Annotated in this window: 19 protein-coding genes (1 of these 19 only partly in view); 6 read left to right on the forward strand and 13 right to left on the reverse strand. The window is 73.6% G+C overall.

Annotated features, from left to right (window positions below):
* Positions 1-498: the start of a stage II sporulation protein M gene (locus OIE12_RS12935; protein WP_329134870.1), read on the reverse strand. 510 nt of this gene lie to the left of the window's left edge; only the first 498 of its 1,008 coding nucleotides appear in the window; it begins with the start codon at positions 496-498; its stop codon lies beyond the left edge, outside the window.
* A 139-nt stretch (positions 499-637) separates the two neighbouring features.
* Between OIE12_RS12935 and OIE12_RS12940 the strand changes: the two genes are divergently transcribed.
* The gene (locus OIE12_RS12940) at positions 638-1,627 is read left to right on the forward strand and encodes an RDD family protein (protein WP_329134872.1); all 990 of its coding nucleotides are present in this window, start codon (positions 638-640) and stop codon (positions 1,625-1,627) included.
* Positions 1,628-1,672: 45 nt separating this feature from the next.
* Here the strand turns inward: OIE12_RS12940 and OIE12_RS12945 are convergent, their stop codons facing one another.
* From OIE12_RS12945 to OIE12_RS12980, 8 genes are all read right to left on the reverse strand, one after another.
* Complete coding sequence (locus tag OIE12_RS12945; protein ID WP_329134874.1) at positions 1,673-2,287, reverse strand: hypothetical protein; 615 nt, start codon at positions 2,285-2,287, stop codon at positions 1,673-1,675.
* A gap of 144 nt (positions 2,288-2,431) precedes the next feature.
* Positions 2,432-3,889: an adenosylhomocysteinase gene (gene ahcY / locus OIE12_RS12950; RefSeq protein WP_329134876.1), complete on the reverse strand. Its 1,458-nt coding sequence runs from the start codon at positions 3,887-3,889 to the stop codon at positions 2,432-2,434.
* A 299-nt stretch (positions 3,890-4,188) separates the two neighbouring features.
* Complete coding sequence (locus OIE12_RS12955) at positions 4,189-5,172, reverse strand: cation diffusion facilitator family transporter (RefSeq protein ID WP_329134877.1); 984 nt, start codon at positions 5,170-5,172, stop codon at positions 4,189-4,191.
* 180 nt (positions 5,173-5,352) lie between these two features.
* A complete protein-coding gene (gene manA, locus OIE12_RS12960) occupies positions 5,353-6,504 on the reverse strand; it encodes a mannose-6-phosphate isomerase, class I (RefSeq protein WP_329134879.1) in 1,152 nt (383 codons plus the stop codon).
* A gap of 137 nt (positions 6,505-6,641) precedes the next feature.
* Positions 6,642-7,856: an SIS domain-containing protein gene (locus OIE12_RS12965; RefSeq protein WP_329134881.1), complete on the reverse strand. Its 1,215-nt coding sequence runs from the start codon at positions 7,854-7,856 to the stop codon at positions 6,642-6,644.
* Positions 7,857-7,970: 114 nt separating this feature from the next.
* Positions 7,971-8,141 carry a Trm112 family protein gene (locus tag OIE12_RS12970; protein WP_329134883.1) on the reverse strand — a complete coding sequence of 57 codons (171 nt, stop codon included), beginning with the start codon at positions 8,139-8,141 and terminating at the stop codon, positions 7,971-7,973.
* Positions 8,142-8,526: 385 nt separating this feature from the next.
* On the reverse strand, positions 8,527-9,891 hold the full coding sequence (locus tag OIE12_RS12975; protein WP_329134885.1) for a phosphomannomutase/phosphoglucomutase: 1,365 nt from the start codon (positions 9,889-9,891) through the stop codon (positions 8,527-8,529).
* Positions 9,892-10,010: 119 nt separating this feature from the next.
* A complete protein-coding gene (locus OIE12_RS12980; protein WP_006143699.1) occupies positions 10,011-10,382 on the reverse strand; it encodes a DUF3499 domain-containing protein in 372 nt (123 codons plus the stop codon).
* 358 nt (positions 10,383-10,740) lie between these two features.
* On the opposite strand from OIE12_RS12980, the gene OIE12_RS12985 reads away from it, so the two are divergent.
* Complete coding sequence (locus OIE12_RS12985; protein WP_329134887.1) at positions 10,741-11,187, forward strand: metallopeptidase family protein; 447 nt, start codon at positions 10,741-10,743, stop codon at positions 11,185-11,187.
* A 68-nt stretch (positions 11,188-11,255) separates the two neighbouring features.
* On the opposite strand, the gene OIE12_RS12990 is transcribed toward OIE12_RS12985, so the two are convergent.
* The 3 genes from OIE12_RS12990 to OIE12_RS13000 form a co-directional block, all read right to left on the reverse strand.
* Positions 11,256-12,785, reverse strand: coding sequence for a DUF5719 family protein (locus tag OIE12_RS12990; RefSeq protein WP_329134889.1), 1,530 nt, complete (start codon positions 12,783-12,785; stop codon positions 11,256-11,258).
* Positions 12,782-16,669 carry a glycosyltransferase gene (locus tag OIE12_RS12995; RefSeq protein WP_329134891.1) on the reverse strand — a complete coding sequence of 1,296 codons (3,888 nt, stop codon included), beginning with the start codon at positions 16,667-16,669 and terminating at the stop codon, positions 12,782-12,784. Before OIE12_RS12995 ends, OIE12_RS12990 begins: the two co-directional genes overlap by 4 nt.
* 353 nt (positions 16,670-17,022) lie before the next feature.
* Complete coding sequence (locus tag OIE12_RS13000) at positions 17,023-17,286, reverse strand: WhiB family transcriptional regulator (RefSeq protein ID WP_030377564.1); 264 nt, start codon at positions 17,284-17,286, stop codon at positions 17,023-17,025.
* Between the two features lie 777 nt (positions 17,287-18,063).
* Here OIE12_RS13000 and OIE12_RS13005 point away from each other — a divergent pair.
* The 4 genes from OIE12_RS13005 to OIE12_RS13020 all read left to right on the forward strand — a co-directional run bounded on the left by OIE12_RS13005 (position 18,064) and on the right by OIE12_RS13020 (position 22,085).
* Entirely contained in the window at positions 18,064-18,573 is a 510-nt protein-coding gene (locus tag OIE12_RS13005; RefSeq protein WP_329134897.1) for a cysteine dioxygenase, read from the forward strand.
* Between the two features lie 122 nt (positions 18,574-18,695).
* The gene (gene cofD / locus OIE12_RS13010) at positions 18,696-19,655 is read left to right on the forward strand and encodes a 2-phospho-L-lactate transferase (protein ID WP_329134899.1); all 960 of its coding nucleotides are present in this window, start codon (positions 18,696-18,698) and stop codon (positions 19,653-19,655) included.
* Entirely contained in the window at positions 19,652-20,977 is a 1,326-nt protein-coding gene (locus OIE12_RS13015; RefSeq protein WP_329134901.1) for a coenzyme F420-0:L-glutamate ligase, read from the forward strand. Before cofD ends, OIE12_RS13015 begins: the two co-directional genes overlap by 4 nt.
* A gap of 91 nt (positions 20,978-21,068) precedes the next feature.
* On the forward strand, positions 21,069-22,085 hold the full coding sequence (locus tag OIE12_RS13020; protein WP_329134903.1) for a DNA-3-methyladenine glycosylase family protein: 1,017 nt from the start codon (positions 21,069-21,071) through the stop codon (positions 22,083-22,085).
* A 153-nt stretch (positions 22,086-22,238) separates the two neighbouring features.
* On the opposite strand, the gene OIE12_RS13025 is transcribed toward OIE12_RS13020, so the two are convergent.
* Positions 22,239-23,321, reverse strand: coding sequence for an NDP-sugar synthase (locus tag OIE12_RS13025; protein ID WP_329134905.1), 1,083 nt, complete (start codon positions 23,319-23,321; stop codon positions 22,239-22,241).
* Between the last annotated feature and the right edge of the window lie 155 nt (positions 23,322-23,476).

Below are 23,476 nucleotides of genomic sequence, written 5' to 3' on the forward strand. Positions count from 1 at the left end.
GTTCGTCCATACCTGGGCGGCGAAGGACGCCGCGGGATGGCTCGAGTAGTAGGTCTCGTACTCGCCGCCGGGCCGGGTGAGCTCGCGCAGTTCGCTGGGCGCCGCGATCGTGGACTGCACCTCCGGATGAGTGCCGATCCACCACCCCAGGAGTACGGCGACCGCCGTGGAGAGCAGCGCGGTGGGTACCCACCAGTGACGTGACCTGTAGACGGCGGCGGGGAATCCCGTCGTCAGAAAGCGGGTGATGTCGCGCCAGGAGGCGCGGCGAGTGCCCGTGACGGTGGCACGCGCGCGTGCCACGAGCCGGCTGAGGCGGCCGGTGAGCTGTGGGTCCGGGGCACTGGACTGGATCAGGGACAGGTGGGTGGCGGCACGCTGGTAGAGGGTGACGAGTTCGTCGGCCTCGGCTCCCGTCAGACGGCGCCGGCGGCGCAGCAGGGCGTCGAGGCGGTCCCATTCGGCGCGGTGCGCGGCGGCGAAGACGTCGAGGTCCATGGGTGTGCCGCTCCTCGTCCGTTCGTCCCGCGGTCAGCCGGTACTGCGCCCCGTACGTCAGCTTGTCGTACTGCGGCGCGATCTGCTCTCAGCTTGGCAGACTGGCCGGGGGTGGGGTGGACCAGGGAAGGAACGCGGTGTGAGCGAGCTGGTGACGGGCGAGGCCGTGGCGTTGGAGCTGCGGCCCGCGAGGCTGCCGAGCCGGGTGCTCGCGGTGGCGCTCGATCTGGTCGTGACGGTGGTGGCGTACATCGTTGTGATGGTCGTACTGGCGCTTTCCGCGTCGGGCCTCGACGAGGCCGCGCAGATCGCCCTGTCCATCGCCGCGTTCCTGCTGGTGCTGGTGGGCGGGCCGATCGCGGTGGAGACGCTCAGCCACGGGCGGTCGCTGGGGAAGGTGGCGTGCGGATTGCGGGTGGTGCGGGACGACGGCGGGCCGATCCGGTTCCGGCACGCGTTGGTGCGGGGTGCGATCGGAGTCGTGGAGATCCTCATGACGTTCGGCGTCGTGGCCTGCATCGCCTCCCTCGTGTCGGCACGAGGGCGGCGGCTCGGTGACGTGTTCGCCGGGACGCTGGTGGTGCGGGAGCGGATCCCGGTCGGGCGGACGGGTTTCGTGCCTCCTCCCCCGCCATGGCTGGCGGGGAGGTTCGCCGGACTCGATCTGTCGGCGGTGCCGGACGGGCTGTGGCTGGCGGTGCGGCAGTACCTGACGCGGATGCCGCAGCTGGATCCGGGGGTGGGCTGGGGCATGGCGGAGCGGCTCGCGGGTGATCTGGCCGCGCGTACGGGGGCGCCGGTGCCGTCCGATCTGCCGCCGGCCGCGTTTTTGGCGGCCGTGATGCACGAGCGTCAGCTGCGGGAGGTGCGCCGGGCCTCCGGTGCGGGAACAGGGGCGCCGGAAAGCGGGCACCCTGCTGCCGCTCACCCGCAGCCGTATCCGGCCGCGCCGCTCGCCACGGGCGCATCCGAGGCTCCGGCGGCCTGGCAGACGGCAGCTCCCCCGGCAGCGGTCCCGACGCCTCCGCAGGCAGCCACCGCTTCCGCGTCTCCGCAAGTGCCCTCCGCCGGCGCCGTACGGGAGCCGCGGCCCGACCGTCCCGCCACCGGGTTCGTGCCGCCTGCCTGAGTCGGACGCGCCCGGCGCGGGTCCGCCGTGCCGGCGAGGCCGGGGTCAGGGAAAGACGGACGGCGGGGACTGCAGGTCCTCCAGCTCGATGCCGGGGGCTTCGAGGACCACGTCGCCAGTGAGGTGAACGGTGTGCTGCTCACCCGTGTCCAGGTCTGTGACCTGGTACTTCTCCACGGTCAGAGGGCCGTTGTCAGTGGCGTGTGCTTCTCTTTGGACCAAGGCCCAGGACTGGTCCACGGTGCGGGGGGCGAGGACCGGATCCGTGAGTGCGACGAGGCGTATGCGCGTCGCGGAGGTAGAGGGGGTGAGGCGCAGGAGACGGGCGGTGGCGACGAGGAACGCCGGGGACGTGCCGGTGAAGGCGTGGGCGCGCACATTGCCTTCGGTGGCGTGGGTTCCGGTGGGGTCGGTGCGGACCCAGGTGACGCCGTCGAGGGCGGCGCCGCGGACCTGCCAGTCCGCCGCACGCAGTTCGAGCCGGATGGGGCGGCCCAGTTCGTCGAGGGCGAGGTCGACGGAGCCTGTGGGGTCGCCGGAGGGGGAGGTGCGTTGGGCGACGTAGCGCCAGCCGGAGGGGCCGGGCGCGCACTGGAAGTGTTCTTCGCCGAGGGAGGTGTGATCGTGCGGATCGTGGAGCGAATACCGGCCGCGGGGCATGGGGTTCCTGGGTCGTGAACGGGCTGGTGCGGCCGGAGGGCCGGACGGGCAGGCCCCCGTCACGGGGGTGCGGGGGCCTGCTCGCTCACCGGGCCTGAGTCGCCGGCCGGCTGCCGGGCATGCACGGCAGCCGGGCGGAGGGGCTCAGTAGCGGTAGTGGTCCGACTTGAAGGGGCCGTCGACCTCGACGCCGATGTACGCGGCCTGCTCGGGGCGGAGCTTGGTGAGCTTGACGCCGAGCGAGTCCAGGTGGAGGCGGGCGACCTTCTCGTCGAGGTGCTTGGGCAGCACGTAGACGCCGGTCGGGTACTCGTCGGGCTTGGTGAACAGCTCGATCTGGGCCAGGGTCTGGTCCGCGAAGGAGTTGGACATCACGAACGACGGGTGGCCGGTGGCGTTGCCCAGGTTCAGCAGGCGGCCCTCGGAGAGCACGATGATCTTCTTGCCGTCCGGGAAGGTCCAGGTGTGGACCTGGGGCTTGACCTCGTCCTTGACGATGCCGGGGACCTTGGCGAGGCCGGCCATGTCGATCTCGTTGTCGAAGTGGCCGATGTTGCCGACGATGGCCTGGTGCTTCATCTTGGCCATGTCCGAGGCCATGATGATGTCCTTGTTGCCCGTGGTGGTGACGAAGATGTCGGCGAGGCCGACGACCTCGTCCAGGGTGGTGACCTGGTAGCCGTCCATCGCCGCCTGGAGGGCGCAGATCGGGTCGATCTCGGTGATGATCACGCGGGCGCCCTGTCCGCGCAGGGACTCCGCGCAGCCCTTGCCCACGTCGCCGTAGCCGCAGACGACGGCGGTCTTGCCGCCGATGAGGACGTCGGTGGCACGGTTGATGCCGTCGACCAGGGAGTGGCGGCAGCCGTACTTGTTGTCGAACTTCGACTTCGTCACGGCGTCGTTCACGTTGATCGCCGGGAAGAGGAGGGTGCCGTCGCGCTGCATCTCGTACAGGCGGTGGACGCCGGTGGTGGTCTCCTCGGTGACGCCGCGGATCTCGGAGGCCAGCTGTGTCCACTTCTGGGAGCCGTCCGTGATGGTGCGGTGCAGAAGTTCGAGGATGACGCGGTGCTCGTCGGACTCGGCGGTGTCCAGGGCGGGGACCTTGCCGGCCTTCTCGTACTCGACGCCCTTGTGGACGAGGAGGGTGGCGTCGCCGCCGTCGTCCAGGATCATGTTGGGGCCGCCGGTGGGGCTGTCCGGCCAGGTCAGCGCCTGCTCGGTGCACCACCAGTACTCGTCCAGCGTCTCGCCCTTCCAGGCGTAGACGGGGATGCCGCGGGGGTTGTCGGGGGTGCCGTCGGGGCCCACGGCGATGGCGGCGGCGGCGTGGTCCTGGGTGGAGAAGATGTTGCAGGAGGCCCAGCGGACCTGGGCGCCCAGGGCGACGAGGGTCTCGATGAGGACGGCGGTCTGCACGGTCATGTGCAGGGAGCCGGTGACGCGGGCGCCGGCGAGGGGCTGGGCCTCGGCGTACTCCTTGCGGATGGCCATCAGGCCGGGCATCTCGTGCTCGGCGAGGGTGATCTCCTTGCGGCCGAACTCGGCCAGGGAGAGGTCGGCGACCTTGAAGTCCTGTCGGTTGTCGACAGTCGTCATGGTGTGCTGCTCCTCGGGGTCGGATCGAGGTGGGTACGGCTGGTCTGCGCGGCAGCCCGTCGGCACGGCGGTGCCCGGGAGGGCACGGGTGTGCCCCGGGGCGTACGCGTGCCCGAGTGCGCGCAGCGCAGTCCGTCGGAGGCCCTCTCTCCCTCGGCCGGTCCGTGAGGGGACCGCCCGACCGCCATCAGCAGCGACGTCTGGCTCGCCTCCAAGCTACACCGGGCTGCCGGGTGGGCCCCAGTCCGCGTCGGGGCGGGAGGGGCCGGTTCCGGCCGTGTGCGCGGCGCGCGGGTGGGTCAGTGGCCGGGGGCGTCGGTGGGGGTGGGGCCGCCGGGGGTGGCCTCGCGGTCGGCGCCCCTGGTGGCCTCGGCCTCGCTGTAGATGTCCGGTTCGAGGTAGATGACGCGGGCGATGGGGACGGCGGCGCGGATGCGGGCCTCGGCGGCGTTGATGGCGACGGCGACCTCGTCGGCCGTGTCGTCGTGCTCGACGGCGATCTTGGCGGCGACCAGGAGTTCCTCGGGGCCGAGGTGGAGGGTGCGCATGTGGATGACGCGGGTGACGGTGTCGCCGTCGACGATCGCGGCCTCGATCTTCCTGACCTCCTCCGCGCCCGCGGACTCGCCGAGGAGCAGGGACTTGGTCTCGGCGGCCAGGACGAGGGCGATCAGGACGAGGAGGACGCCGATGCAGACGGTGCCGATGCCGTCCCAGACGCCGTCGCCGGTCAGCAGGGCCAGGCCGACGCCGCCGAGGGCGAGGACGAGGCCGATGAGGGCGCCGAAGTCCTCCAGGAGGACGACGGGCAGTTCGGGGGCCTTGGCGCGGCGGACGTACTCGACCCAGGAGAGGGTGCCGCGGGTCTGGTTGGACTCCTTGATGGCGGTGCGGAAGGAGTAGCCCTCGGCGAGGATCGCGAAGACGAGGACGCCGACCGGCCAGTACCAGTGTTCGACGTCATGGGGGTGGCTGATCTTCTCGTAGCCCTCGTAGATGGCGAACATGCCGCCGACGGAGAAGAGGACGATGGAGACGAGGAAGGCGTAGATGTACCGCTCGCGGCCGTAGCCGAAGGGGTGCTGCGGGGTCGCCTCGCGCTGGGCGCGCTTGCCGCCGATGAGGAGCAGGAACTGGTTGCCGGAGTCGGCGACCGAGTGGACGCCCTCCGCCAGCATCGAGGACGAGCCGCTGAAGGCGAACGCCACGAACTTCGATGCCGCGATGGCGAGGTTGGCGCCGAGTGCCGCCACGATCGCCCTGGTGCCGCCTGACGCGCTCATGTGGTCGCGTTGTCCCTTCGTAACCGTCGTAAGCCCGTGCGGACCGCCGGTGCCGTCGTGCGTGGCCGTCGTGGTCGCTCGTGCCGGGCTTTGCCCGTCCTTTGCCGGTGGGTCATTCTTGCAGCCCGGTGCGGCGGGGATGCGCCGGGCCGCCCGAACCGCTCGCGGCCCGGCGGTGGTTCAGACGGCGACCGTGGCGCGGAAGAGGGTGCCGGGGCCGCTCACCCGGACCGTCTCGCCGGCCGGGACGAAGACGGAGTGGCCCGGCGTCAGGTCCTCCTCCCCCACGCGCACCGTGCCCGCCGTGCAGAGCAGGATCTGCGGGGCGGGGCGGGTGAGGTCCTGCGGGGCGGCGCCCTCGGCCAGGACGTGGCGGGAGAGGCGGAACTCGTCGATGGGGGTCTCGTAGAGCTCCTCGCCGTCGGGGCCCGCCTCCGGACGCAGTACGCCCGGGTCGCCGGCCTCGAAGCGGACGATGCGCAGGAGTTCGGGGACGTCGACGTGTTTGGGGGTCAGTCCGCAGCGCAGCACGTTGTCGGAGTTGGCCATGATCTCGACGCCGAGGCCGTCGAGGTAGGCATGCGGGACGCCGGCGCCCAGGAAGAGCGCCTCGCCGGGCTGCAGCCGTACGTGGTGGAGCAGCAGCGCGGCGATGACGCCGGGGTCGCCCGGGTAGTGGTGGGCGATGCCGGCGTACGGGGCGTAGGGGCCGCCGAGGCGGGCGCAGGCGGCGGCGGTCTCGGTGACCGTGCGGTGCATCTCGTCGGGGTCCGCGGTCAGGACGGCGGTGAGGACCTCGCGCAGGGCGGCGTCCTCGGGGTGGGCGCGCAGCAGGTCGGCGTACGGCTTGAGGGAGTCGACGCCGAGGCCTTCGAGGAGGGCGGCGGCCTCGGCCGGGTCGCGGAAGCCGCACAGGCCGTCGAACTCGGTGAGGGCGCAGATCAGTTCGGGCTTGTGGTTGGCGTCCTTGTAGTTGCGGTGCGGGGCGTCGATCGGGACGCCGCGGCGCTCCTCGTCCTCGTAGCCCTCCCTGGCCTGGTCGAGGTTCGGGTGCACCTGGAGGGAGAGGGGGGCGCCGGCGGCGAGGAGCTTGAGCAGGAACGGCAGCCGGGGGCCGAACGCCGCGACCGTCCGCTCGCCCAGTTCGCGTTCCGGGGCCTCGGTGATCACCTGGTCGAGGGGGCCGCGGGGGGTGCGGGAGGGGGCGCCGGGGTGGGCGCCCATCCACAGCTCCGCCTGCGGCTCGCCGGTCGGCTCCTCGCCGAGCAGGGCGGGGAGGGCGGTGGTGGAGCCCCAGGCGTAGGGGCGGACGGTGTTGGTGAGGCGGTCCATGTGTGGTGTCTCCGGGACGGGTGGGGCCCCGGGGCCCCGTGGGCGGTGTGGGTGGTGTGGGGTGTGGGCGCGGTGGCGATGCGGGTGGTGGGTGCGACTGGTGTGGTGGGTGATCTGTGGCGTTCCGGTCGTTCTGGTCAGGCGTTCGAGGCGAGGGCCAGGTAGACGGCGGCGAAGTCCGTGACGGCGATGAGTTCCGCGAGGGTCTCCAGTTCCCCGCCCTCCTCCGGTTCCAGTTCGCTGATCGGTGTGTCGTGGCCGAACGCCAGTTCGCGGGCGGCGGGGGCCGCGCTGAGGCCGCCGATCGGGCGGTCGCGGAGCAGCACCACGCGCGCGTGGAGGGCGGCGGGCTCCTCGACGCGGTCGCGGAAGAAGTCGTCGGGGTCGGCGCCGGCGGCGAGCGGGCCGGAGAGCAGGACGCGGTGGGCGGCGAGCGCCTCGGGGAGCTGCGCGGTGACCGCGGGGCGGCCGGCCAGTTCGGCGAGCGCGGCGGTGAAGCGGCGGCCGGCGGGGCCCGCGGAGGTGCCCTCCGTCCAGATCACCGGGAGGCTGTCGGCGAGTTCGGCGGCGAGGGTCTTGGCCGGGTTGCCGTACGTGGCGATGGCGGGGCCGCAGCGTTCGGCGACCCGGTCGAGGCGGTCGGCGACCTTCTCCAGCGTCTCGGGGGGTGCGGTCAGCAGGCCGGTGCGGTCCAGGAGGGCGAGGAGGGGGGTGAGCAGGGCCCAGAGGACGCCGGGGGCGGAGGGGGCGGGCGGCTCGGGGCTGCGGGGTTCGGAGAGTTCCGGGGCGGTGCCGGGGATTCCGGCTTCTCGGAGGTGGTCCGGGGTGGGCGGTTCGTACGGGGTGGGGGGTTCGTGCGGGGCGGATGCCATCGGGACGAAGAGGCCGTGGGCGCGGTCGACCGCGTCCGCGATCGGGGTCCTGGTGGGGGCCACGGCGACGACCGTGCAGCCGCGGCGGTAGGCCTGGTCGACGAGCAGGGCGAGGCCGGGTTCGTTGCCGTCGGGGGTGGCCACCAGGAGGAGGTCCACGGGGCCGGCCCAGCCGGGGAGTTCCCAGCGCAGGGCGCCGGGGGCGGGGGCCACGCCGGTGGGGTGCACGCGGGTGACCGGGCAGGCGGCGCCGGCGAGGGTGGTGAGCAGTTCCGCGACGCCGGCGGAGGCGGTGCCGGGGCCCGCGATCAGGATGGCGCGGGGGCGGCCGTCCGGCTGCAGTTGGCCGATGCCGGCCTCGGTGGCGTGGCGGAGGGCGGTGCGGACGCGGGCGCCGGCCTCGGCGGCGCCGCGGAGGAGGCCGCGGCGGTCGGCTTCGGCGAGTGCGGCGGGGGTGTCTAGCAGCGATTCGTCGAGCATGGTGCGGGGCCTCCGGGCGCGGGGCGGCGACGAGCAGGGGGGTGGGCTGGGGTCTTCTCGTGCCGTTGTCGGCGGCCCGGCGCTCGTGTCGTTGTGGGCGGCCCGGCGGATGCCCTACGCCGGGCGGCGGGCCTCGTCGACGAGGAGGACGGGGATGCCGTCGCGGATGGGGTAGGCGAGGGCGCAGGCCTCGGCGGTGCAGATCAGCTCGTTGTCCGCCTCCTTGAGGGGGGCGTGGCAGGCCGGGCAGGCGAGGATCTCGAGGAGGCCGGCTTCGAGCGGCATGTCGGGGGTCCCTTCGGGGTGGAGGTGGGGTGGGCGTGGGTGGCCTGGTCAGGGTACCGCTGTGGGGGGCTGCGGGTGGGGGTGGGCCAGGGGGGGGTCTTCGCCCCCGCCGCCCCTACCCTTCCCGTCCCTCCAGGGGCTCCGCCCCTTCGACCCCGAGGGGCGGGTGGGGGTGGGGTGGGGTGGGGTGGGGTGGGGCTCCGCCCCGTGCCCCGGCGGGGGCTTCGCCCCCTGCACCCCCGCGGGGCTCCGCCCCTGCGCCCCGAAAGACGTGCGGGGCTTCGCCCCCGGGCCCCCTACAAGGCGGCCCCTAGGGGGCTCTGCCCCCTGGACCCCCGGGGGCTCGGGGCTGCGCCCCTGCGCCCCCGACAGACGTGAGGACGCCTCACGCTCTGATCAGAGCCAGGGCCTCGTCCCTGATCTTCGTCATCGTGGGGTCGTCCTTCGCCTCCGCGTTGAGGCGGAGGAGGGGTTCCGTGTTGGAGGGGCGGACGTTGAACCACCAGTCCTTGGTGGAGACCGTCAGGCCGTCGAGGGTGTCGAGGGTGACGTCCTCGCGGGGCTCGTACGCCGCGCGGATCGCCGCGAGGCGGGCCTGCTGGTCGTCGACCGTGGAGTTGATCTCGCCCGACGCGGCGTAGCGGTCGTACGCGGCGACGAGGCGGGAGAGCGGGGCCTCCTGGCCGCCCAGGGCCGCGAGGACGTGCAGGGCGGCCAGCATGCCCGTGTCCGCGTTCCAGAAGTCGCGGAAGTAGTAGTGCGCGGAGTGCTCGCCGCCGAAGATCGCGCCGGACCTCGCCATCTCCGCCTTGATGAAGGAGTGGCCCACCCGGGTGCGGACCGGGGTGCCGCCGTTCTCGCGCACCACCTCCGCGACCGACCGGGAGGTGATCAGGTTGTGGATGACCGTGCCCCGGCCGCCGTACCGGGCGAGTTCGCGCGCGGCGACCAGTGCGGTGATCGCCGACGGGGAGACCGGCTCGCCCCGCTCGTCGACGACGAAGCAGCGGTCGGCGTCGCCGTCGAACGCGAGTCCGAGGTCGGCGCCCTCCTCGCGGACACGCCGCTGCAGGTCCACGAGGTTGGCCGGGTCGAGCGGGTTGGCCTCGTGGTTCGGGAACGTGCCGTCCAGTTCGAAGTACATCGGGACGAGGGTCAGGGGCAGGCCGGCGAGGACGGTCGGCACCGTGTGCCCGCCCATGCCGTTGCCCGCGTCGACGACGACCTTCAGCGGGCGGACCGAGGTCAGGTCGACGAGGGAGAGCAGGTGCGCCGCGTAGTCGTTCAACGTGTCGCGCCGGGTGAGGGTTCCCTGACGTTCCGTCGGTTCCGGGGCGCCCGACGCGCTCCACCGTTCGACCAGTGTCCGGATCTCCGTCAGGCCGGTGTCCTGGCCGACCGGGGCGGCGCCCGCGCGGCACAGCTTGATGCCGTTGTACCGGGCCGGGTTGTGCGAGGCGGTGAACATGGCGCCCGGCAGGTCCAGCGCGCCCGAGGCGTAGTAGAGCTGGTCGGTGGAGCACAGGCCGATGTGGGTGGCGTCGGCGCCCCGGGCCGCCGCGCCGCGCGCGAAGGCGTCGGACAGGCCGGGCGACGAGGGCCGCATGTCGTGCCCCACCGCGATCGCGTCCGCGCCGGTCACCTCGACGAAGGCCGCGCCGAACAGTGCGGCCAGCGTCTCGTCCCACTGGTCCGGTACGACACCGCGTACGTCGTACGCCTTCACGATCTGCGACAGATCAGCAGCCACGGCCGGCCTTTCTGAGGTCATTGGGCACCTGGGGTTACTTGCTAGTCCGAGGACTGGCCCAACGTACCCGTGCGTGCCCGTGAGGTGTGGTGGCCCGGCCGGTCGGCGGGTGGGCGCCGTCAGTTGTCCGGGGAGCGGAGCACCCTCAGGTGGCCGCGGCGGGCCACCTCCATCGGGTCGGCGGTGCGGCCGCCGCCCGCTTCCGCCGCGCGCTGCTGCGGGCGGGCGGCCTCGCGGACCGCGTTGGCGAGCGCCTCCAGGTCGTCGCCGCTGGGGCGCGCCGGGGCGGAGCCGTCCAGCAGGCGTACGACCTCCCAGCCGCGGGGCGCGGTGAGGCGCTCGGAGTGCTCGGCGCACAGGTCGTAGCAGTGGGGTTCGGCGTAGGTGGCGAGCGGGCCGAGGACCGCGGTCGAGTCGGCGTAGACGTACGTCAGCGTCGCTACGGCGGGACGGCCGCAAGCGGTGCGCGAACAGCGACGTACAGGGCTCACGACGTTGGACGGTACCGCACTCTTGAGCGGGCCGCGACGACTCTCCCCCAGGTCACTCCCCCGTGTCGGGGTGTGAGACGCCCCACACGCACTGTTCGAACCACCTCGCTGACCTGCGAGGACAGCGACCGGCGAAATACCGAACAGGTAGGAATCCAGTCAGAAGAACGTACGAAAACGATCAATTCGCGTGAGTCGGGCGACCTCGGACGACCTCTAAAAGATACGCAATCAAGCCGAGCTTGGCTGGAATGATCCGCTTCGGTCGTGCCGCGTCCGGGCGGCCCCGGCGTCCCCCAGGCTCCCGTCGCGTCGGGGCCGGGCGCACGGGCGACGGCGGGGCTACGCTTCGTAAGTGATGGACAACCTCGTACCGCACCGCGCCGCCGCCCCCGGGCCCCGCCGCCGCGACCGGCACGGCAGAGGCATGCGCGGCCCCATCGCACCGCCACAGGTGCCGCTCGCCGCGAGCCGCGCCGAGGCCTTCGCGGACCTGGTGCAGGACTCGGTGGAACGGCTCGAACGGCGCTGGCCGCAGCTGTCGGACGTCGACTTCCTGGTCCTGGACGTGCCCCAGCTCGACGGCACGGCGGGCTGGAGCGACGACACCGTCCCGCTGGGCGGCACCGTCGCGGCGCAGGGCGGCCGGCCCGCGCGGGTCGTCGTCTACCGGCGGCCAGTGGAGATCCGCACCAAGGGGCGCGACGAGCGGGCGGCGCTGGTCCACGAGGTGGTCGTGGAGCAGGTCGCGGAGGTGCTCGGCCTCACGCCGGAGACGGTCGACCCTCGGTACGGCGAGGACTGACCCCGGAGACGGCCGATCCGCCGCGCGGCGAGGACTGACCCCGGAGGCGGCAGGGGGCTGCCGGTCGCCTACTTCTGCAGCACCGACAGGTCCTGGTCCGCCTCCGGGACCGCGACCGTGCCGCGGTCGTCGGGGAGCGTCTGGACGGTGAAGGCGGGAACGCCCTCGTACGTCCGTTCAAGGGTGCGCGAGGCGTACACCGCACCGCCCGACAGGTGTTCGACCGTGAGGGCGTACGTGCCCTTCAGGCCGCCCGGCACGGGCACGGTGACGTTCTCGGTGGCACCGCCCTTGATCGAGTACTCCTTGGTCGCCGCCGTGCCGCCCTCGCTGCCCGCCGACGCCGTCACCCGCACCTTCGCCGACGAGCCGGGCGCGGCCAGGGACAGCACCGTGCCCTTGGCGCCGTTCCCGGCGGCCGTCGCCCTGGTGTCCACCGGCGCGGTGGCCGGGATGAAGGCGGTCTCCTGCTTGCCGCTCTTGCCGCGCAGTACCCGCACGGCGGCCACCACCGGCACCGAGCCCTCGCTCGGGGTCAGCACCAGCGAACCGGCCTCGCCGCGCGTGAGGTCGCCGAGGTCGACGGCGGTGGTCGTGCCCGCCTTGACGTGCACCGTCTCGTGACCCGCCGGGGTGATCAGCCCGGAGGGCGAGGCGAGCCGCACCTTCAGATCGGCGTCGGAGTCGCCCGGCGCGAACGCGACCAGCCGTACGTCGGTGGCGTCCGTGGGGATGCCGGGTAGCACGAGCCGGGTGGCCGGGTCGGTGGTGGCGGGCAGCCAGTCGCCGCCCAGTTCGTCGTCGAGGGCCTGGACGGTGGCGGCGACCCGGCCGCTGCGGACGTTCACATGAACGGTGAGGTCCTTCTCGTCGGCCTCGGTGAGGGTGGACAGCAGGAGCGGCTCGCTGGCGTGCGGCTTGACGGTGATGCCGTCGCCGACGGTGGTCTTCAGGGCGCCGTCCTTGCCGTAGAGCTCGACGTCGACGACGGCGGCGGAGTCGTCCGGGTTGGTCAGGTGCACGTAGTCCGTACGGGAGGCGGCGGTGCTGGCGCCCGGGAACCAGAACTCGGTGTCCGGGAGGCCGCACGCGGTGCCGAGCAGTCCGCGGCCGGCGCCGGCGGCGACCTGGGTGGTCTGCTGCACCGTCCAGCCGGGCGCGAACCGGCCGGTGGCGATGCCCGCCAGGGCGGGGGTCTCGGCGCCGGAGGTGTCGTCGGCGACCGGGGTGCCGGGCTCCTTGGGTTTTAGTGACGGTGTGTCGGCGCTCTTCGCGTCGCTCCTGGAGCCCTTTTCGGAGTCACTCTTCGCCTCACCGCCCTCCGCGTCGTCGGGGGACTGCCCGTCCGCCGCCGTCAGCTCCGCCTTGCCGTCGCTGCCGGTGCCCTTGGTGACCGGTGTGAACGACGTGTAGTCGGTCTCGGCCAGGTCGGAGTTGCTCGGCGCGGGGCAGAGCAGGCTGGTGCGCTCCACGGGCAGTTGGGCGGCCGCGCGGGCGGTGTCCGCCCCGGTGTCGGCCGGGGCGTTCATCGTGGCGAACCCGGTGACGGCGGCGAGCGCGGCCGTGCCGGCGATCAGGGACAGGGTGGTGCGCTTCACTGCTGGCTCCCGTGGGGGCGCTCGCTGTCGGTGCCGTTGTCGTGCGCCGGGTCGTACGGCGCACCCTGGTCGTAGGGGACGCCCTGGTCGTACGGGGCTCCCGGTTCGTACGGCGTCTGTGCGTCGTACGGGGCCTGGGGGTCGTACGGGGCCTGGGGGTCGTACGACGGGTCGTAGCCCTGGGCGTACCCCTGGTCGTACGGGGCGCCGGCGCCGTAGGCGTAGGGGTCGTACTGGCCGCTCTGGGTGGCCTGGGCGCCCTGGTAGGGGTCGCCCTGATAGGGCTGTTGCTGTGCCTCGTAGGGGTCCTGGGAGTACTGGCCGCCCTGGTACGGGTCGGCCTGGTAGCCGGCGTACTCGGCGTCCTGGTAGCCGGCGGTGTCCCAGGTGTCGTACCCCTGCTGCGGGACGGACTGCCGCGGGACGGCGGCGGCCGGGTCCGCGTCGTCCTCCCGCTGTCCGGCCGGTACGGCGAACTCGTCGTCCGGCGCCTCGGGTACGGGGCCGTCGGCGCCCTCGCCGGTGGCCCCGGCCGCCTCGAACTCCCCGGTGGCCTCGGCCGCCTCGGCGTTCTCGGCGCGTTCGCGCAGACGGCGGGCGCGGCGGCCGTCGCCGGTGAGGTCCTGGGCGGGGACGAGCGGCTCGTCGGGCAGGTCGTCATCGACGTCGCGGCGGCGCCCCGGCAGGGCCAGCACCACCAGGACGACGGCGAGCAGTCCCTGCGCCCACAGCCAGGCGCTGTGGGCCAGCGGCGTGTCGTAGGTGACGTCCAGCCGCCCGCCGGTCGCGGGGAGCTGGAAGCCCTGGGCCCAGCCGTCGACGGTGGTGCGGGTGAGCGGCTTGCCGTCCAGTGTCGCGGTCCAGTTGAAGTCGGCGGTGTCCGCGATCCGCAGGATCCGGTCGCCGGAGCCGGAGGCGGCCGGGATCTTGGTGTGGATCTCGACGGGCCCGGCGGCGACGGCCTCGGGCTCGTCGGAGGCGGCGGCGGAATCCGCCCCCGCGTCGGATCCGGACCCGGAGCCGCTCACGATGGCCGCGCGGGAGACCTGGCGGTCCACCCGCCACAGCGCGCTGCCGTCCTTCTGGCTGAGCCGGCTCAGCCCGGGCGTGGCGTCGAGGACGCGGCTCACCTGGCGGGGCGTGCCCTTGCGGACCAGCACGTACCGCACGGCGAAGCCGCCGAGTTCGTCGGCCTGGTCGGCGCCGGAACCGGCGACCAGATTGGCGACGACCTTGTCGAGCCGCGCGTTCTCGCCGTCGGCCGCCGCCAGTTCGGCGTCCCCGAGACGGGCCCCGGAGCCGCGCACCAGGGTGTAGCGGACGTCGGCGGCGGAGGGGCTGTCGAGGACGAGGGTGCGCGGCTGGTCCGAACTGGTGCTCTCCTCGGCGACGAACGCGGGCACCTGGACGGGGTCGCGGCGTTCCAGGGGGCCGTCGGCGCCGCCGATCATCCAGCCCGCGGCGACGAGCAGCGGGCCGGCCGCGGAGGCGAACGCGATGAGCGCGGCCACGGGCTGGCGCCAGCCGAAGCTCTGTTCGGCCACGCGCGCGCGTGCCCCGTCGGCGCCGAGCACGGCGGCGGCGAGCAGCGCGATGCCGTAGACCAGGGTCGCGGGTCCGGCCCAGGTGGAGTCGTTGGACAGGACGGCGAAGACGAGGCCCACCAGGGCGATCGCCCAGGCCGTGCGGATGCCGAGGCCGCGCTCGGAGCGGAGCAGGGCGGCGAGCGCGGCGAGCACGATGCCGATCAGCATCAGTCCGCTGACCGTGCCCGGGCCGCCGGGGCTCGCGCCGAGCAGGTCGGTGGCCGAGGCGGCGCCGGCGCCGAACTCCAGTCCGGCCTCCTGGAAGAAGCCGGTCGGCAGCAGCGTCAGCGACCAGGGGGCGAGCACGAGCAGCGGCACGCCGAGCTGGACGAGGTAGCGCGGCAGGTACGCGAGCGCCTCGCGGCGGCGCACGGCCAGGACGGCGAGGCCGAGCACGGCCGCGATCGGCCACACGATCGGCGTGAACGCCGTGGTGGCGGTGAGCAGCAGGGCGTAGGCCCAGGTGGCGCGCCAGCTGCCGCGGGTGCCCGGGGCGTGGGCGAGCCCGGCGGCGGCGACGCCCGCGCGGGCGATGAGCGGCAGCAGCACGGCGAGGACGGCGGTGCCCAGGCGGCCGCCGGCCAGCGCGCCGGTGGCGGCGGGCAGGAAGGCGTAGGCGACGGCCGCCCAGGCGCGCAGCAGCCGGGAGGTGACCAGCGGGCGCGAGGCGAAGTACGCGGTGAGGCCGGCCAGCGGCACGGAGCAGACCAGGAGCACGGTGATCGCGAGCCCGGTGGAGCCGAGCAGCACGCTCGCGAGGAGGGCCACGGCGGCGAGGTAGGGCGGCGCGGACGGGGTGCCGCCGGCGCCGACCGGGTGCCAGGCGTCGAGGTAGCGCGACCACAGCTCGGAGGCGTCCGCGGGGGCGGGCAGCAGGGCCCCGCCGGCCAGGGCGCCGCCGCCGAGCAGATTGCGGCACGCGGCCAGGGAGACGAGCAGCAGCACCAGGAAGAGCACCGGGCCGGGGCGGCGGGCGATGCGCTTGAGACGGGCGAACTGCTCGATCTCCAGGAAGTCGGCGTCGTCGCCGCCGGGCCCGGACTCGACGGCGCCGCCGTGCCGGCCGGCCGAGGACGCCTCGGGGTCGGAGCCGCCCATGAGGTTGCCCGCGACCTGTTCGACGGTGGCTCTCAGGGTGGCGCCGGGCGGCGGGAACAGGGGCTTGGACTCGTCCTTGTCGAGGTGGGCCCGGCGTTCGCGGCGGCCGGCGAGGATCCGCTCGGGCCGCAGCAGGACGCCGAGGAGTCCGCGGATCTCGTCCAGGGCCTGCCCGGGCACCTTGCCGACGAGGTAGGCGAGCGTGCGCAGCAGGGTGCCGACGACGATCCTGACGGCCATCCAGGGCAGCTGCGCGCCGCGGGCGTTGACGAGGAGGGTGTAGACGGCGCCCGCCTTGTCCACCTTGTGCGGGGAGGCGGCGGTGCGGCCCACGCAGTCGACGGCGCGGCGCTCGCGGGAGGCCGCCTCGGCGTGCCGTACGACGGCGTCGGGGGCGATCAGGACGCGGTGGCCGGCGGCCTGGGCGCGCCAGCACAGGTCGACGTCGTCCCGCATCAGGGGCAGGTGCCGGTCGAACCCGCCGAGTTCCTCGAAGACGTCACGCCGGATCAGCATGCCGGCGGTGGAGACGGACAGCACGGGGCGCACGTAGTCGTGCTGGCCCTGGTCCTGTTCGCGGCGGTCCAGGCCGGTCCAGCGGCGGCCGGAGTTGGCGATGGTGACGCCGACCTCCAGGAGCTGCCTGCGGTCGTACCAGCCGCGGAGCTTGGGGCCGACGACGGCGACGTCGTCCTGGCCGGCCTCGCGCTCGCGCTCGACGACGCCGAGGAGCTGGGCCAGGGCGTCGGGGGCGGGGGCGCTGTCGTCGTGCAGCAGCCAGAGCCAGTGTTCCGGTTCGCCGTACGGCAGTTCGGGCAGGTCGTAGGTGTCGTCCCGCCAGGAGCGGGTGACGGGGTCCCAGCCGCTGGGGCGCTTGAGGTACGGCAGGTCCTCGACGGTGGGCGTGGGCGCGGTGCGGTGCACCTCTTCGACGGCCTGGCCGAAGCCCGTGCGGCGGGCCAGGTGCAGCACGCGGTCGTCGCCGAGGAACTCGGCGAGCAGCCGTGCGGAGTCGTCCGCGCTGCCGGTGTCGGCGGCCCAGGCCTGCTGCACCGGGCGCTCCTGGCCGAGCAGCCCGGCGAGCGCGTCGGGCAGCCAGCGGGCGCCGTCGTGGGAGACGAGCACCGCGGTCACCACGTGACGCGGGAACTCTGGGAGGGCGGTGTCGTGAGGAACCGCCGTGTGGCTGTGCACGGACATCGAGGTACGGGCCCCGGTTCGATGGACTGCGGTGGACACCCGTGCCCGAACCTCATGGGAACGGCGGGGTGTCTCGGACGGAGGCCCACACTAACGGCTGCGCAAGATCACGGCCCGCCGCCTGTGGACAACCCCGCGGCGGCGGGCCGTTCGTGGTGTTTCGCGGCGTCCCGAGGGCGCTTCGAGGCGCGCCGCCGAGACGCGGGGGTGCGGCGGGGAGTGGGTGTTCCGGGGGTGAGGTGCGTACGTCGTGCGTGTGCTGTGCGGAGGGTTCGGGCGGGTTGTGCGCGTGCGGCACGGAGGGCGACCCGTGCGGACGGTTCGTGCGGTTCGTGGTGGCGGCCGACGGGCCGTCAGACCGCGGCCTTCTTCAGGCGGCGGCGCTCGCGCTCGGACAGACCGCCCCAGATGCCGAACCGCTCGTCGTTGGCGAGCGCGTACTCCAGGCACTCGGAGCGGACCTCGCACGCCAGGCAGACCTTCTTGGCCTCCCTCGTGGAGCCGCCCTTCTCGGGGAAGAAGGACTCGGGGTCGGTCTGCGCGCACAGCGCGCGCTCCTGCCAGCCGAGCTCCTCGTCCGCGTCGTCGACCAGCAGTTGCTCCACCAGCTCGGTCATGTGCGCCCCTCGTCTGTCTTTCGCGTCCCCGTGATGCGGTCGTTACCGATTCCGGCTGAACGACACGAGTGAAATTACAAGTGTGCTGCTCCGGGCGAGTCAAGCCGAGATCTGCTATTGGGCCCCTTATTCACTCTGCGGAACCAAGGCGGCGCAGTAAGTGTTCAAATCGGCCTAAATCATGACAGCCGACAGGGGCCCCGGCGGGCCTCCACCCCTTCACAGGGAAGGACGCCCAGACGTTCGATCTCGTTCCGCCCCGGTCGTCGAAGCGAACTTGATCACGTTCGTATCACAGGATCACAACGGCGGCCGTGCACCCGGGTGTGGGCCATGTGTCCCCGGATCCGGGAGAGCAAACCTTTCGCCTGGGCGATCCACCGGATGAGGTGAAACACCCGTACGGGCCGGGGGACGAGTTGACACCGGGAGTGTGAACCGGTGTCCTAGGGGGCATGCTCGCGAACTTGGCCATCGCCTCGACCCGGCTCACCGGGTCCCACGGTGCTGCCCGGTCCCGCTGTAGCTGTTGTCGTTGTTCCGGCTGTTGAGCGCCGTCTGTCGCTCCGGTCGTCGCCGGGTCCGGGTGTAGTCGTCCGGCCGGTCTCCTCGTTGGGTCCACGAGGGCGTCGTCCTCGCCTGCCGGGCTTCGTCCTCGACCCGCGCGATGCGTGATCCGGCCGTCTGTTCGCTTCCGGTCATCCGCGCCCGCGTTTCGCGTTCCGCGTCTTCTCGTACCGTTCCCGCCCCACTCTCCGCCGAGGAACCACCGCATCCATGAACAGTGACAGCGACCTCCAGATCGCCGGCGACATCCTCGAAGTGCCGCATCTGCTCCAGCCGCCGCGTGAGCATCCGTCCACCGTGGCCGAGTTCGCCGGGCTGGCGCGGGCCGTCGCGGCCGACCGCGCGCAGTGGGAGCCGCTCGTCCGGTACGACGCGACGTCCCGGTGGTACCACCGGCTGCGGACCGGGCCCGGATACGAGGTGTGGCTGCTGTCGTGGGTCCCCGGGCAGGGCACCGGGCCGCACGGGCACGGGCCGTCGTCGGGGGTGCTGACGGTGCTGGACGGGGTGCTGACGGAGCGGAGCGCGCGGGGGGTGGGGGCGCTGGGGGCGGGGACGCAGAGGGTGTTCGCGGCGGGGTACGCGCATGAGGTCGTCAACGATGCGTTGGTACCTGCGGTGAGCTTGCATGTGTATTGGCCGGGGTTGACGGATATGCCGGCCGTACGGGAGGTGGGGGCGGGGGCTTGCGCCCCCGCTGCCCCCTTGGGTGCCTTCTAGTTCGGGACCTTTTGTTCGTTGGCGGGTGCGCCTTGTGTGTGGCTGGTCGCGCCCGCGCGGCGGAGCCGCAGATCGACACAGCCCGCGCCCCTTCCCGGGGTGCGGGCTGACAGACTGTGTCCATGCGGATTGTGGTTTTGGCCGGTGGGATTGGTGGGGCTCGGTTCTTGCGCGGGTTGCGTGGGGCCGTGCCGGATGCCGAGGTCACCGTCATCGGGAACACCGGGGACGACATCCATCTCTTCGGGCTGAAGGTCTGTCCCGATCTCGACACGGTGATGTACACGCTCGGCGGCGGGATCAACGAGGAGCAGGGGTGGGGGCGGGCCGACGAGACCTTCCACCTCAAGGAGGAGCTCGCGGCCTACGGCGTCGGGCCCGAGTGGTTCGGGCTCGGTGACCGCGACTTCGCCACGCACATCGTGCGGACGCAGATGCTCGGCGCCGGTTACCCGCTCAGCGCGGTGACCGAGGCGCTGTGCGACCGGTGGCGGCCTGGGGTGCGGCTCCTGCCGATGTCGGACGACCGCGTCGAGACGCACGTCGCCGTGGAACTGGACGGCGAGCGCAAGGCGGTGCACTTCCAGGAGTACTGGGTCCGGCTGCGCGCCTCCGTGCCCGCCGAGGCCGTCGTCCCGGTCGGCGCCGAGCAGGCGAAGCCCGCGCCGGGGGTGCTGGAGGCGATCGCCGAGGCGGACGTCATCCTCTTCCCGCCGTCGAACCCGGTGGTCTCCATCGGCACGATCCTCGCCGTGCCCGGCATCCGCGAGGCGATCGCCGACGCCGGGGTGCCGGTCGTCGGCCTCTCCCCCATCGTCGGCGACGCACCCGTGCGCGGGATGGCCGACAAGGTGCTCGCGGCGGTCGGCGTGGAGTCGACGGCCGCGGCGGTCGCCGAGCACTACGGCTCGGGGCTGCTGGACGGCTGGCTGGTCGACACGGTCGACGCGGCGGCGGTCGAACGGGTAGAGGCGGCCGGCATCCGCTGCCGTGCCGTACCGCTGATGATGACCGATCCGGAGGCGGCGGCGCAGATGGCCCGGGAGGCGCTCGCGCTGGCGGAGGAGGTGCGGGTCGCGTGAGCGGGATCGGTGGCGGGTCGACCGCCGGTGCCGGGTTCCGGGTGTGGGCGGTACCCGGGCTGCCCGAGGTGCGGCAGGGCGACGACCTCGCCAAGCTGATCGCCGCGGCCGAGCCGGAGCTGGCCGACGGGGACGTGCTGCTCGTCACCTCCAAGATCGTCTCCAAGGCGGAGGGGCGCGTGCTGCGGGCCGCCGACCGGGAGGCCGCGATCGACGCCGAGACCGTACGGGTGGTGGCGCGGCGCGGGCCGCTGCGGATCGTCGAGAACCGGCAGGGCCTGGTGATGGCCGCCGCCGGGGTCGACGCGTCCAACACCCCCGAGGGGACCGTACTGCTGCTGCCCGAGGACCCCGACGCCTCCGCACGGGCGCTGCGGGACGGGCTGCGGGACGCGCTCGGGGTCGAGGTCGGGGTGCTGGTCACCGACACGTTCGGGCGCCCCTGGCGTACCGGGCTGACGGACGTGGCGATCGGTGCCGCGGGCGTACGGGTCCTGGACGACCTGCGCGGCGGCACGGACGCGCACGGCAATCCGCTGAGCGCGACGGTCGTCGCCACCGCCGACGAACTGGCCGCCGCGGGCGACCTGGTCAAGGGCAAGGCCGCCGGGCTGCCCGTCGCGGTGGTGCGCGGCCTTGCGCACCTCGTCGGCGGCGGTGCCGGCGACGGGGCGCGGGCGATGGTGCGCGGCGCGCGCGACGACATGTTCCGGCTCGGTACGTCGGAGGCGGTACGGGAGGCGGTGACGCAGCGGCGCACGGTGCGGGCGTTCACCGACGAGCCCGTCGACGCCGGTGCCGTACGGCGGGCGGTGGCCGCGGCGGTCACCGCGCCGGCGCCGCACCACACGACGCCGTGGCGGTTCGTGCTGCTGGAATCGCCCGGGGCACGGACCCGGCTGCTCGACACCATGCGGGACGCGTGGATCGCCGATCTGCGTCGCGACGGCAAGAGCGAGGAGTCCATCGCCAAGCGGGTCCGCCGGGGTGACGTGCTGCGCAACGCGCCGTATCTGGTGGTGCCGTGCATGGTCATGGACGGTTCGCACACGTACGGCGACGCGCGGCGGGACGCGGCCGAGCGGGAGATGTTCGTGGTCGCCACGGGGGCCGGGGTGCAGAACTTCCTGGTCGCGCTGGCCGGGGAGCGGCTGGGCTCGGCATGGGTGTCCTCGACGATGTTCTGCCGGGACGTCGTACGGGAGGTGCTGGAGCTGCCGGAGGCGTGGGAGCCGATGGGGGCGGTGGCGGTGGGGCATCCGGCGGGGGAGCCGGCGGCGCGGGGGGAGCGGGATGCCGAGGGGTTTCTCGCGGTGCGGTGACAGGGGGCACATGGGTTTTGGGGAACGGGTGGCTGAAGGCGGCCTAGTCTCGTAGGCGTCTTTCACCTCCTACGTCTCAGGGACCTCCTCCGTGGCTGGACGTTTCGCTCCTCGGCCCACGCGTACGACCATGCGCGGCGGGGACGTCGTCGTGCCCCCGGCAGTGCCCTCGCCGGCGTCCCCCCGTCCCGTCGCCGGGCTGCGGCGGTCCTGGGCGTTGCCCTGGCCGCTCGACCTCGGGCTCGTGCTCGGTCCGCTGCGGCGCGGGCCCGCCGATCCGACCTTCCGTACGACGCCGGACGGGTCGGTGTGGCGGGCCAGCCGTACGCCGGTCGGGCCGGGGACGCTGCGGGTCTGGGTGCGCGGTGGGGTCGCCGAGGCGGAGGCCTGGGGGCCGGGAGCGGAGTGGCTGCTGGAGAAGCTGCCCGAGATGCTGGGCGCGCTGGACGATCCCGACGCCTTCGAGCCGCGGCACCGGCTGCTGGCGATGGTGCGGCACCGGCGGCCGGGGCTGCGGCTGACGCGGACCGGTCTTGTGCTGGAGTCGCTGATTCCGTCCGTGCTGGAGCAGAAGGTGACCACGGACGAGGCGTACCGGGCGTGGCGGCTGCTCGTACGGAAGTTCGGGGAGGTGGCGCCGGGGCCGGTGGCGGGGCGGATGTGGGTCATGCCGGAGCCGCGGACGTGGGCGTTGATTCCCTCCTGGGAGTGGCATCGGGCGGGGGTCGACGACAAGCGGGCGTCGGCGATTCTGCGGGCGGTGCGGGTCGCTGCGCGGCTGGAGCAGGGGGTGGGGATGGCGCCTGCGGAGGCGCGGGCGCGGTTGGAGGTGGTGCCGGGGGTGGGGGTGTGGACGTCCGCGGAGACCGTGCAGCGGAGTCATGGGGCGGCGGATGCGGTGACGGTGGGGGATCTGCATCTGCCGGGGATCGTGGGGTTCGCGCTCGCGGGGGATCGGGGGGCGGATGATGCGGTGATGTTGTCGTTGCTGGAGCCGTATGCGGGGCAGGGGCAGCGGCATCGGGCGGTGCGGTTGGTGTTGTTGAGTGGGCGGGTGCCGGGGCGGCGGGCGCCGCGGATGCGGCGGGGGGATATCGGGCGGTTGTAGGGCGCGTGAGAGCTCGGGTGGGTGGGGTGTCTGCGCGGGTGCGGGTGCGTTGTGGCTTGTCGCGCAGTTCCCCGCGCCCCTGAACCCCCGTGCCGGTCGCGCCCCCGCGGCGGAGCCGCGGAACGAACACAGTGCCGTGGCCCTGGCTTAGCCCTACTCGTCCGGCGAGAAGCGGACCGCGCCCGCCGGGATGTGGGCGTCGCACCAGATGCGGGTGCCTTCGCGTAGTTCGTTGTCGGGGCCCACCGTCGCGCCGTCGCCGATGACCGTGCCCGTCAGGATCGTGCGGCGGCCGACGCGGGAGTGGGCGCCGATCATGGAGTCGGTGATGACCGCGCCGGGCTCCACGACCGCACCGGACAGCAGCGTGCTGCCGCTGATCCGGGCGCCCTCGCCGACGAACGCGCCCTCGCCGACCACCGTGCCGCCGGTCAGCTTGGCGTCCGTGGCGACCTCCGCCGTCGGCAGGACCAGCCGGTCGCCGCAGCGCCCGGGCACCGCCGGGGACGGGGCGCGGCCCAGGACCAGGTCGGCCGAGCCGCGCACGAACGCGGCGGGGGTGCCGAGGTCGAGCCAGTAGGTGGAGTCGACCATGCCCTGCAAGTGGGCGCCGGCCGCCAGCAGTCCGGGGAAGGTCTCGCGTTCGACCGACACCGGGCGGCCGGCCGGGATCGTGTCGATGACCGAGCGGCGGAAGACGTACGCCCCCGCGTTGATCTGGTCGGTGACGATCTCCTCCGGGGTCTGCGGCTTCTCCAGGAACGCCGTCACCCGGCCTGTCCCGTCCGTCGGGACCAGCCCGTACGCCCGCGGGTCGGTCACCTTCGTCAGGTGCAGGGAGACGTCCGCGCCCGTCGACTCGTGCGTGCGGACGAGGGCGCGGATGTCCAGGCCGGTGAGGATGTCGCCGTTGAAGATCAGGACCGGCTGGTCGGGGCCGGAGTGGAGCCGCCCGGCCACGTTGCGGATGGCGCCGCCGGTGCCGAGCGGTTCCTCCTCGGTGACGTACTCCAGGTGGAGGCCGAGGGAGGAGCCGTCGCCGAAGTACGGCTCGAACACCTCGGCGAGGTACGACGTCGCCAGCACGATGTGGTCCACGCCCGCCGCCCGCGCCCGGGCGAGCTGGTGGGTGAGGAAGGGGACGCCGGCCGCCGGGAGCATCGGCTTGGGGGTGTGCACCGTGAGCGGGCGCAGGCGGGTGCCTCTGCCCCCGACCAGGAGGATCGCTTCTGTCACCTGTCGTCTCCGCTTCCTGCCGGGACCGGCCGAGGCCCCTCGGCCGGTCAGTGTATGCAGTCCGTTCGACGCGCTTTCGAGGCGCCCGCAGTGCGCCCGCGACGCGCCTCGCCTCGGGCACTTTATGGCGTTTTGCGGCGAACGCGGGTGCGGAC

It is taken from the genome of Streptomyces sp. NBC_00670 (genome assembly GCF_036226765.1).
Classification (GTDB): domain Bacteria; phylum Actinomycetota; class Actinomycetes; order Streptomycetales; family Streptomycetaceae; genus Streptomyces.